The following is a 10,761-nucleotide window of genomic DNA, read 5'->3' on the forward strand; positions in this document are numbered from 1 at the left end:
TCTCCCACCAGGAGAATCCTCCTGCCTCCGGCAACAAAAAACCCGCTCAAAAGGCGGGTTTTTTGTGTAGCTTCAAGCCATCACCTGGGTAACAGTTCTGCCTTGAGTACATCAGTGATTTTCAGCTTCACATAACTACCTGGTGCGGCTTCAATCACCGGCAATTTACCCTGCTGAGGATCACGAGCAGCAACCATTGATGCCGGATCAGCATGCTTGCTCTCAGTCACCCACTGCTGCCAGTGGGGCCACCAGGAACCTTCATGTTTCTCTGCACCAGCAAACCAGGCATCAGGGGTATCAGCCAGCTTGTCATTGGTCCAGTAACCATACTTGACCTTATTGGGCGGATTCACCACCCCGGCAATATGGCCAGAACCGGACAATACAAACTTCACCGAACCAGAATGCACCTGTGCACCCTTGTAGGTGGATTTCCACTGGGCAATGTGATCCTGAATGGTGGACACAAAATATGCCGGTGTCTTGATCTTGCTCAGATCGATTTTCACACCGTCAACCTCAATGCCACCCGGCTGAATCAGTTTGTTCTGCTGGTACATGTTGCGCAGGTAGAACTTGTGCATGGCTGCCGGCATGTTGGTACCGTCAGTGTTCCAGTAGAGCAGGTCAAAAGCGGCCGGACGCTCACCCTTCAGATAGTTGTTGATGAAGAAGGACCAGAACAGGTCATTTTCACGCAGCAGGTTAAAGCTGAAGGCCATCGCGCGACCATCCAGGTAACCGGTACGATCCAATTGCTTTTCAATGCCACGCAAGCTTGCTTCATTGATGAAGACACTGATCTCACCCGGCTCGGAGAAGTCCTGCAGGGTAGCCATGTAGGTTACCGACTTGACCCGTTTTTCCTGCTTTTTGGCCGTCAGGTACGCCAGGGTTGAGGAAGTCAGTGTGCCACCAATGCAGTAAGAGATGATATTCACATCCGGCTCACCGGTTTGTTCCTTGATGGCATCCATGGCCGCAATCGGGCCTTCTTTCATGTACTCACCCCAACCATAATCACGCATGGAAGGGCCTGGGTTAGCCCAGGAAATGATGAATACGGTGTGACCCTGATCCGTCAGCCACTTCACCAGCGAATTGCTTTCACGCAGATCCAGGATGTAGTACTTGTTGATCCACGGCGGTACAACCAACAGCGGTGTCTTGAACTGCTTTTCAGTGGTCGGTTTATACTGGATCAGCTGAATCAGCTTGTTCTGGAAAACCACTTCACCCGGTGTGGTGGCAACGTTTTCACCCAGCTTGAAGGCTGACACGTCGGTCATGGTGACATTGAGGCCTTCAGCACTTTCTTTCAGGTCACGTGCCAGTTGCTCCATACCCTTCAACAGGTTCTGACCACGGGTGGCCAAAGTACGGCGCATGACTTCCGGGTTGGTGAAGATGGAGTTGGAGGGTGACATGGCATTCACCAACTGGCGGGTATAAAAATCCACCTGTTGACGAGTATGCTCACTCAATCCTTCAACACCATGCACGATATTAAGCAAACAACGCGCATAAAGCAGGTAGGACTGCTTGATGAAGTTATAAACCAGATTATCAGTCCACTCCGGATCGCTGAAACGACGATCATCACGAGCAGGCTCAATGACAGCTTCTACGTCCTGCTCACCCAGGAGTTCGCGCGCCGTATTTTGCCAGAGCTGAATCTGCCCCTGCATCAGGCTCATCTGCTCATCAAACAACACCATCGGGTTGGCAGCCAGTTGCTCACCCAGCTTCTGAAAGTTATCACCCATGTCCGCAAAAATGGACGTAGAGGAGTCACTCACCCCACCTTCATTACGGCTGATCAGCTGTTCAATGACCGCTTGATAACGCTCATTTGCCTTGGTCATCCAATCAAACATTTCAGCTGGATCAAACAATACCTGTTCCTGCTGTTTTTCACTGGTCTGGTCAGTCATGCACCATCTCCCCTGAACGCACAAACAAAGAAGGGGCTGTTAAGCCCCTTCTTTCCATTTTACTGCCTTGATCAAGCCCGGGGCTTTTACCTGGCTTTATTACTTGGCAGCAGCGCCAGCAGCAGGCTTGGCAGCCGGTTTGGCAGCTGCTTTGGTTTCTTCAGAAGCCTTGTTAAAAGCCTGAGCGCGAGACTCTTCCAGAATCTTCTCAACTTCGGCTTTAAATTCCATGCTCATGTCAGCCATGGTTTTGGCATCTTCCAGAATCTTCTTGCTCAGAGTGCTCATCAGCTCAGCCTGAGAAGCGCTGTAGTCACGCACGGTGTCAGCGTCTTTAACTTCAGTGGCCTGCTTCATCTGGGACAGACCCATGTGGCTGTAAGCCTTCAGGGCTTCCAGTTGGAAGTCAGTCATTTTTTCCATGTTTTCAACCAGCAGCGCGTTGATTTTGCGCAGCGGGTTAACCATGTTTTTGGTTTGCTCGGCAAAAGCGTTCATCATTTTGTCTTGCATGGCTTTATCTTGAATCATGGTGTCTCTCCAATTCCAGTTGCTGGGTCGTTTTAGGGGATTAACCCTATATTGAATTGAGCACCAGTCATCTGATGCCCGAAACCGGTAAAAAAACTTTTTAATTCCTGCTTCTTTCCTGAAGCTTGTCTTGTTGTTGTTTCAATTCGGTGGCGCATCCAAAAATTTTAGATGATCAACAGAAGATTTCCACTCATCGATTCGAGCCACCACTCTGACCGTAACCGGCCAGAATATCCATCATCAGTTTCTGATAACTGTTCACGGACTCAAAGCTCTGGGAAATAAAAGGTTTAAACAGGGAAAGGGCATCATAGCCTTCAACCCCGGCCTCCATCTGTTCCTTGATTTTGTTCATCAGCTCTTCCTGAAAGGGCTGCACATCCGGCAGTCCCATGGCCTGGCGGAACTCTTCCGGGGTCATGTCCAGCTCGATATTGACTTTCACGTGCGGCCTCCGGCGTAATTCCGTGAATTGTCTTGAGATCATTTAACCAGTATGTCATTCATAACGCAACTGCGAAAAGAGCAACACTTTCCTGCAAATGATCGATTCAGTAAAAAACACCTTACGACATCAATTACCAGCAAAATAACCTAAACACAAAGGCCAGCTTTAATGGAAAGTCTGGTCTTTGTTTAAAAAAAATTAAAATGCACTAGCCGGTATGACCGGTGTTCCAGGATCAACACCCGCATTCTGTCCACGATGCCGCAACAGGTGATCCATCAACACAATCGCCAACATCGCTTCTGCAATTGGTGTTGCACGAATGCCGACACAGGGATCATGGCGTCCGGTGGTGATCACCTCACAGGCCTCCCCTTGCAGGTTCACGCTTTTTCCCGGCAACCTCAGACTGGAAGTGGGTTTAAGTGCCATGCTGACGCGAATCGCCTGACCACTGGAGATCCCCCCCAGCACACCACCGGCATGATTGCTGAGAAAACCTTCCGGCGTGATTTCATCCCGGTGCTCACTGCCCTTCTGTTCGATACAGGCAAAACCAGCACCAATTTCGACACCTTTAACAGCGTTGATAGACATCATAGCGTGGGCGATATCTGCATCCAACCGATCAAAAATCGGCTCACCCAGACCTGGCGGCACACCTTCCGCAACCACTTCGATGCGGGCACCAATGGAGTCGCCCTCCTTGCGCAGTGCATCCATGTAGGCTTCCATTTCCGGTACCTTGTCTGGATCAGGACAGAAAAAAGGATTCTGCTCCACACTCTCCCAGATCAGCTTTTCTGCCTTGATCGGGCCCAGTTGAGACAGGTAACCACGAATCAGAATACCGTGGGTTTCTTGCAGGTATTTTTTGGCAATGGCACCAGCGGCTACACGCATGGCTGTTTCACGGGCCGAGCTGCGACCACCGCCACGATAATCACGAATACCGTATTTCTGCTGGTAGGTGTAGTCAGCGTGAGCCGGCCGGAACTGTTCACTGATCTTGCCGTAGTCTTTTGAACGCTGATCAGTGTTTTCGATCAGCAGACCGATGGGTGTACCGGTGGTGCGACCTTCAAAAACACCAGACAGAATACGCACTTGATCCGGCTCACGACGCTGAGTGGTGTGGCGGCTGGTGCCCGGTTTGCGACGATCCAGATCCAGCTGCAGATCAGCCTCACTCAAGGCCATTCCCGGTGGGCAACCATCAACAATGGCACCCAGTGCCAGACCATGACTTTCACCAAAGGTGGTGACTGTAAAAAGTTTTCCAAAAGTATTTCCAGACATGCAGGGTTACCCACTTAAAAAAACATTGCTCGCTTAGTTGCAAGCTGCATCAAAATCCGATTGAAACTCATCCAGCTGATCAGCCGTCAACACAAATACACCACGGGCATCAGATTCAAACTCAACCCATAAAAAAGGCACCTGTGGGAACTGGGCTTCCAAATGCGTCTGGCTATTCCCGACCTCAACCACCAACAGACCACCATCCGTCAGATGGCGACGTGCCTGCGACAGGATCACTCGCACCAGCTCCAGCCCATCATCACCAGCCGCCAGCGCCAGTTCAGGCTCCTGATGGTACTCTTCAGGCATGTTGGCCAGATCATCCACATCAACATAGGGTGGATTACTGACAATCAGATCGAACTGCTCACCTTTCAAGTTGGCAAACAGGTCCGAGGGTACTGCAGCAACCCGGTCTGCCAGATGATGGCGGCTGATGTTTTCACGAGCTACATCCAGGGCATCTTCTGACACATCACTGAGCACCACATGTGCCGTTGGGAAGGCATAAGCGCAGGCAATACCAATACAGCCACTGCCCGTACACAGATCCAGAATGCGGGCCGGTGGATGGTCTTCATCAAACCAGGGGGAAAAGCAGTCCTGAATCAGTTCGGCAATTGGGGAACGAGGAATCAGCACCCGTGCATCCACTTTAAAACACAGACCGGCAAACCAACTCTCACCCAACAGGTAAGGCAGAGGCGTGCGCTGCTCACAGCGGCGACGAATCAATTCCAGCAGTTTTTCCCGCTCCAACTGGGTCAATCGAGCATCCAGCAAACGCTCATCGGTATCCCAGGGCAGGTGCAGGCTTCCTAACACCAGATGCAGGGCTTCATCCCAGGCATTATCGGTGCCATGACCATAATAAAGGTGGTGACGATTAAAGTTGCTTAAAGCCCAGCGTACAAAATCACGCAGGGTTTGCAACTCCTGTACCAACGAAGTGGTGGACTGTTGACTGGAGGGACTCATGGCGGCGCATTTTCCTGATTCAGCGTGTTAACATCTGGTGGAGTTTAGCATAAGGAGCAGTCAGTGAGTTCCGAGAGTGATCAGCCCGATGACCTGGAGATGTTCAGGGCATTAATGAAAGGTGTGCGCCCTGTTCAACAAAACCGCGCCGACCCAGGCAAACCTCGCAAAAAGTCAGATGCGAGCCTGCAGCTACGGCGTGAGGCTGCTGGTAATGAGCCCGTGGGTCTAACTGGTGTCGGGCTTTCTGACGGCAAGGTGCAACCCGTGAACCCTTCTGACTCATTGGAGTTTCACTTGCCAGACTTACCGCTGCGCACCCTGCAACAATTAAAAAAGGGTCAGTTGGAATGGCAGGAAGGGCTGGATTTGCATGGTTACACCATCGAAGCCGCCAGAGCAGCACTGAGTGACTTCATCAGGGATGGTCGAGCACGGGGTTATCGCTGTCTGTTACTGGTGCACGGCAAATCCTGGAACCGCGAAGACGAGGTACCCAGCATCAAATCCCATGTTAATGCCTGGCTTCGGCAGATGCCGGATGTTTTAGCCTTCTGCTCTGCACTGCCCACCGATGGGGGCACAGGTGCTGTTTATATCCTGCTGCGCACCCGCTCTACCCCAAAGGATCAGTAACCAGCAGAACCGGTCACCAGACCCCGAGGTGTTTCGCCTCGCTGCAAGCGGTGTAAATTATCCAGCACCTGGGTAATGGCTGGCTCCGGCAGGGTTGCTGCTGCCACATGAGGGGTTAACACCACTTTGGGATGCCCCCAGAAGGGATGATCAGCAGGCAAAGGCTCCTGATGAAACACATCCAGCACTGCAAGGCGCAAATGGCCGTTATCCAATAGCTGCAGCAGATCTTCATCCACCACCTGCACACCGCGTGCAACATTCACCAGTACAGCACCTTGCGGCAATAAACCCAGGCAATCCGCATTCAACATGCCCTGAGTGGCAGGAGTATTGGGCAGCAGACTGATCAACACATCAGAGGTTTGCAGCAGCTGTTTAAACCCCTCATCACCGGTTAACACCCTGACGCCAGGTAAATCCAGTGAACTGCGCTTCCAACCAGTCACCGGATAACCCAGACCAGCCAGTTGCCTGGCCACCTGCTGCCCCAGTGCGCCCAGCCCCAGCACTCCCAATCGCATTTCAGTGACTGAGCGAGCCGTCTGTTCTTGCCATTGTTGCTGCAGCTGCTGCTGCTGATAACGATCAAAATCCCGCTGCACCGTCAAGACGGCCCAGAGGATGTACTCCACCATTTGTTGTGCCATGCCAGCATCCAACAAACGCATCAAGGGCACAGTTTCAGGCAAATCACTACGACGCATGAAAGCATCAACACCTGCACCCAGCGCAAAAACAGCCTCCAGTTTCGGAAAACGAGCAAACAAACCTTCTGGTGGATTCCAGGCCGCCACCCAGCGTACCTCGGCATGATCAAACTCATCATTTGCAGTCACCACCCGTAGATCAGGACGCTGCTGCTGAAATGCCTCCAACCAACGCGGCAAGTCATTATCCAGGTGCAGGTAAAGCATCAGTTTCTCCAGCCAGTGAATTTACATCTTCACTGGCACCCTAGCGGATCCTGGCAAAAAAATCCAAATTCCAGCCGACTCCACCCCACCGGTTAACTTTATGGCTACATTATGTTAACTTCAGTTAAAAATTCCTGCAGAGCGACCCCATCACATGAAACTCAAGGATCTACGCCAGTTTGAACAATTCTCGCAACTGACCGATGAACAACTGATCCTGTTGAAACCCCAGTTGAAATCACGCCGTTGCCAGCAAGCCGGCGAACAGATCATGCCATTGGGCTTTGCTTCAGATGTGGAGTTTTTCTTGCTGGAAGGCAGCCTGTTACTGCGGGCAGAAGATGGTAAACAGAAAGAAATTCGCGCAGGCTCACCAGAAGCACGCCTGAGCATTGCTCGTTTGCGCCCCAGCATGTATGAAGTGGTCAGCGCTTCACCAGCATTGCTGGTTGTCATTTCCGGCAGTCTGCTCAGTGAGGCAGTACAAACTTCCGGGCAAACCTTTGCAGTCAGCAGCCACACTTCTTCACTGGCTAAAAGCTTCTACCAGCGCCTCCAGGCAGCGGTGGCAGATCGCAGCTTTCAGCTACCCAGCTTGCCCAGCGTAGCCTTGAAAGTCCGCGAAATCCTGCAGCAGGAAGAACCGGAAATCCGTGATCTGGAAAACATCATCAGCAAGGATCCGTCCATCACCGCCAAACTGGTGGCTGCCGCCAACAGCCCCATGTACCATCGAGGCATCAACTGCAAGACCTGTGGTGAAGCCATCAAACGGCTGGGACTGGACACCACTTCACAACTGGTGATGCTGTTTTCACTGCGTCAGCTGTTTAAAGCCAATCACCCCTGGGTGAAACAACGCATGATCCGAACCTGGTCTCAGGGCGTCAGGGTTGCAGCCATAACACAGTTATTAACCCTGCATCATGCTCACCTGTCTGCCGATCAGGCACTGCTGATCGGACTCATCCACAACCTGGGTGAGTTGGCAATCCTGAAGTACATCGATCAGGAAAAGGAGTTTGATGAAAACAAAATGGATGGACTGCTTGAAGAATTGATGACTGATGCGGGCGTCTTGCTGCTGAGCAGCTGGAATTTTGATCCGGAAGTGATCAACATCATTCGTCAGCAGAATGACTGGCAAGCAGAAGCTTCAGAGGAAAAAGTCGGTCTGGGGGATTTATTGAAAGTTGGACGGTTGCACAGCATGATCGGCACACCGGACCAATACCGTTTCCCCAGACTGGATGAAGTACCAGCTTTCAGGAAACTTGCTGACCAGGGCCTGACTCCCGAGTTCAGCCTGACACTGATCGAAGATGCCGCCGACCAGGTCGCAGAAGTTCAGGCCATGTTTGGCATCTGAGGCATTACTCGCGAAAGCAGACCTCAACCACAAAGTCGCCGCTTTCCACATGAAAGGGTAACAAGATCTTCGGGCCATAAACACTGTGCAGGATCTTGTGCCCTTCACCAACAAAGGTCACTGGCTGAGACAGGTAAAAGTCAAAACCCTTCTCCGACAGGATTTTCTTGGCACCACCCGATACCATGTTGGTGATTTCACCCACCAGATCGCGCACGGTATCATCAATTTTTGTCGGGCGTTCACCCAGCATGCGCTCCACCAGATCCAGTGCCACCGGCTCTGAAAAGCTGATGGCCAGAGAACCAGCTGTCTGTTCCCCCATCAGATCAATAAACCCGGTCACCGCGCCACGGGCAATATTGTCTTCTTTCAATACCGGCTTGCCGACCTGTGGCTGCATCTGACACATGGTCCGCAGTACGTTCATCATGGCATGAAGAAAGGGATTGATGAAGTCCGCCCGCATAAAACCTGCCTTTGAAATCCAGTGTTAAAAATGGAAGCTTACCGCAAAGAAAAAACAAAAGGGAGTCATCTTGAAAAAAAGCCTTCCAGGCTTTAGAAAGACGACTCAAAGTTTACGTTTACGTTAACTTCCTCTGGTGCTATTTTATAACTGATGAACTGCCGGGAATCAGGCACCAACAAAGCCCATAACAAAACCTATAACAAACCAGAAGTCTATGGAGGCACCATGACCCAGCCCCTCTGGCAGCCCACTGCCGCCGCCATCGAATCCAGCCCCTTGCGTGCCTTCATGCAGCGGGTGAATGAGCGTTATCAGCAATCCCTGAGCCACTACGAAGACCTGCACCAGTGGAGTGTAGTCAACCCGGAGGAATTCTGGGAAATGATGTGGGAATTCGGTGAAGTGGTGGCCGCTGAACAGGGCAGTCGTGTGCTGGAAAATGCTGACCGGATGCCCGGTGCCCGCTGGTTTCCGGAAGCCCGGCTGAACTTTGCGGAAAACCTGCTGCGTTTCCGGGATGATCGCACTGCGGTGGTTTCCCTGCGTGAAGATGGCCAGCGGGTGTCACTGACCTTTGCCCAGCTGCATGACCAGGTGGCCCAGATCGCGCTGGCACTGGAACAGGCCGGGGTGGTTCCGGGTGATCGGGTGGCGGGGTTTGTGCCCAACTGCCACTATGCCCTGATGGCGATGCTGGCCACAGCCAGTCTGGGTGCCATCTGGTCATCCTGCTCACCGGATTTTGGTTTTAACGGTGTGCTGGATCGTTTTGGTCAGATCCAGCCCAAAGTGTTGTTTGCCACCGATGGTTATCTTTACAACGGCAAACGCATCAACAGCCTGCCGCGAGTGGCGGAAATCGCTGACGCACTGGATGGACTGGAACAAGTAGTGGTGTTTCCATTTCTGGAGACTCATCCGGATATCAGCAGCATCCAAAAGGCCGTGTTGTGGGATGACTTTCGTATCCCTGATGCCAGAGAAATTGATTTTGCCGAACTGCCTTTTGATCACCCGCTGTACATCATGTATTCCTCCGGCACCACCGGAGTCCCCAAGTGTATTGTGCATTCTGCCGGTGGCACGCTGTTACAGCATTTAAAAGAACACCAGTTACACACCAGCCTGACACGCGACGACACGCTGTTTTATTACACGACATGTGGCTGGATGATGTGGAATTGGCTGGTGTCTGGGCTGGCGGTGGGTGCCACACTGGTGTTGTTTGATGGCTCTCCTTTTGCTCCAGAACCCAAAACCCTGTGGGACATGGCCGAACGTGAAGGTGTGACAGTCTTTGGCACCAGCGCCAAGTACATCGCCGCTTGTGAAAAAGCCGGTTTAAAGCCGGGCCAGACCCATCACCTGCCCAAACTCCGAGCCATCCTCTCCACCGGTTCACCCCTGTCACATGAATCCTTTGATTATGTTTATCGGGACATCAAACCCGATCTGCTGCTGGCTTCCATCTCCGGTGGCACCGACATCATCTCCTGTTTTGCACTGGGTTGCCCGACCCGCCCGGTGTATCGCGGTCAGTTGCAGTGCCGGGGACTGGGCATGGATGTGCAGGTGTACAACGAGCAGGGCCAGCCGGTGGTGGGTGAAAAGGGTGAACTGGTGTGTGTTCAACCCTTCCCCTCCATGCCGATTGGTTTCTGGAACGACCCGGATGGCAGCCGTTACCGCGCCGCCTACTTCGAGCGTTTTGACAACATCTGGGCACATGGTGATTACGCCGAAATCACCCCGGAAGACGGCATGATCATCCATGGTCGTTCCGATGCGGTGCTGAATCCCGGTGGCGTGCGTATTGGCACTGCCGAAATCTACCGTCAGGTGGAAAAGGTGGAAGCGGTGCTGGAAGCCCTGTGCATTGGTCAGGACTGGAAAGACGATGTGCGGGTGGTGTTGTTTGTGCGCATGAAAGAAGGCTTCACGCTGGATGAAGGCCTGAAAAAACGCATCCGAGAAACCATCAAGGCCGAAACCACGCCGCGCCATGTGCCCAGCAAAATCATTCAGGTGGCGGACATTCCCCGCACCCTGTCCGGCAAGATCGTGGAACTGGCCGTGCGTGAAGTGGTGCACGGCCGCCCGGTGAAAAACCAGGATGCCCTGGCCAACCCCGAAACCCTGCAGCTGTTTGCCAACCTGCCGGAGCTGCA

General features: G+C 52.5%; 10 protein-coding genes. 3 read left to right on the forward strand and 7 right to left on the reverse strand.

Annotation, left to right across the window (positions count from 1 at the left end; translation table 11 throughout):
- Positions 1-80: 80 nt before the first annotated feature.
- The 5 genes from BT114_RS08740 to prmB all read right to left on the reverse strand — a co-directional run bounded on the left by BT114_RS08740 (position 81) and on the right by prmB (position 5,199).
- A complete protein-coding gene (locus BT114_RS08740; RefSeq protein ID WP_143142799.1) occupies positions 81-1,937 on the reverse strand; it encodes a PHA/PHB synthase family protein in 1,857 nt (618 codons plus the stop codon).
- 99 nt (positions 1,938-2,036) lie between these two features.
- A complete protein-coding gene (locus BT114_RS08745; RefSeq protein WP_084662064.1) occupies positions 2,037-2,468 on the reverse strand; it encodes a phasin family protein in 432 nt (143 codons plus the stop codon).
- Between the two features lie 193 nt (positions 2,469-2,661).
- A complete protein-coding gene (locus tag BT114_RS08750) occupies positions 2,662-2,916 on the reverse strand; it encodes a DUF6489 family protein (protein ID WP_072325994.1) in 255 nt (84 codons plus the stop codon).
- 201 nt (positions 2,917-3,117) lie between these two features.
- Positions 3,118-4,218: a chorismate synthase gene (aroC, locus tag BT114_RS08755; protein ID WP_072325996.1), complete on the reverse strand. Its 1,101-nt coding sequence runs from the start codon at positions 4,216-4,218 to the stop codon at positions 3,118-3,120.
- Between the two features lie 33 nt (positions 4,219-4,251).
- Entirely contained in the window at positions 4,252-5,199 is a 948-nt protein-coding gene (gene prmB / locus BT114_RS08760; protein ID WP_072325998.1) for a 50S ribosomal protein L3 N(5)-glutamine methyltransferase, read from the reverse strand.
- Positions 5,200-5,262: 63 nt separating this feature from the next.
- Here prmB and BT114_RS08765 point away from each other — a divergent pair, with 63 nt between their 5' ends.
- Complete coding sequence (locus BT114_RS08765) at positions 5,263-5,835, forward strand: Smr/MutS family protein (RefSeq protein WP_342715786.1); 573 nt, start codon at positions 5,263-5,265, stop codon at positions 5,833-5,835.
- Here the strand turns inward: BT114_RS08765 and BT114_RS08770 are convergent.
- Complete coding sequence (locus BT114_RS08770) at positions 5,829-6,752, reverse strand: 2-hydroxyacid dehydrogenase (RefSeq protein WP_072326000.1); 924 nt, start codon at positions 6,750-6,752, stop codon at positions 5,829-5,831. The genes BT114_RS08765 and BT114_RS08770 overlap by 7 nt on opposite strands.
- A 154-nt stretch (positions 6,753-6,906) precedes the next feature.
- On the opposite strand from BT114_RS08770, the gene BT114_RS08775 reads away from it, so the two are divergent.
- Positions 6,907-8,121, forward strand: coding sequence for an HDOD domain-containing protein (locus BT114_RS08775; RefSeq protein WP_072326001.1), 1,215 nt, complete (start codon positions 6,907-6,909; stop codon positions 8,119-8,121).
- Positions 8,122-8,125: 4 nt separating this feature from the next.
- On the opposite strand, the gene BT114_RS08780 is transcribed toward BT114_RS08775, so the two are convergent.
- The gene (locus BT114_RS08780) at positions 8,126-8,590 is read right to left on the reverse strand and encodes a chemotaxis protein CheX (RefSeq protein ID WP_072326003.1); all 465 of its coding nucleotides are present in this window, start codon (positions 8,588-8,590) and stop codon (positions 8,126-8,128) included.
- Positions 8,591-8,818: 228 nt separating this feature from the next.
- Between BT114_RS08780 and BT114_RS08785 the strand changes: the two genes are divergently transcribed.
- On the forward strand, positions 8,819-10,761 hold a 1,943-nt coding region (locus tag BT114_RS08785), incomplete at its 3' end, for an acetoacetate--CoA ligase (protein ID WP_072326041.1).

The organism is Marinospirillum alkaliphilum DSM 21637 (assembly GCF_900119735.1).
GTDB lineage: Bacteria > Pseudomonadota > Gammaproteobacteria > Pseudomonadales > Halomonadaceae > Marinospirillum > Marinospirillum alkaliphilum.

Bases quoted from the DNA above. Each gene is read 5' to 3' on its own strand.
- BT114_RS08740 (WP_143142799.1), bottom strand. From the start codon at position 1,937: ATGACTGACCAGACCAGTGAAAAACAGCAGGAACAGGTATTGTTTGAT.
- BT114_RS08745 (WP_084662064.1), bottom strand. From the start codon at position 2,468: ATGATTCAAGATAAAGCCATGCAAGACAAAATGATGAACGCTTTTGCC.
- aroC (WP_072325996.1), bottom strand. From the start codon at position 4,218: ATGTCTGGAAATACTTTTGGAAAACTTTTTACAGTCACCACCTTTGGT.
- prmB (WP_072325998.1), bottom strand. From the start codon at position 5,199: ATGAGTCCCTCCAGTCAACAGTCCACCACTTCGTTGGTACAGGAGTTG.
- BT114_RS08770 (WP_072326000.1), bottom strand. From the start codon at position 6,752: ATGCTTTACCTGCACCTGGATAATGACTTGCCGCGTTGGTTGGAGGCA.
- BT114_RS08775 (WP_072326001.1), top strand. From the start codon at position 6,907: ATGAAACTCAAGGATCTACGCCAGTTTGAACAATTCTCGCAACTGACC.
- BT114_RS08780 (WP_072326003.1), bottom strand. From the start codon at position 8,590: ATGCGGGCGGACTTCATCAATCCCTTTCTTCATGCCATGATGAACGTA.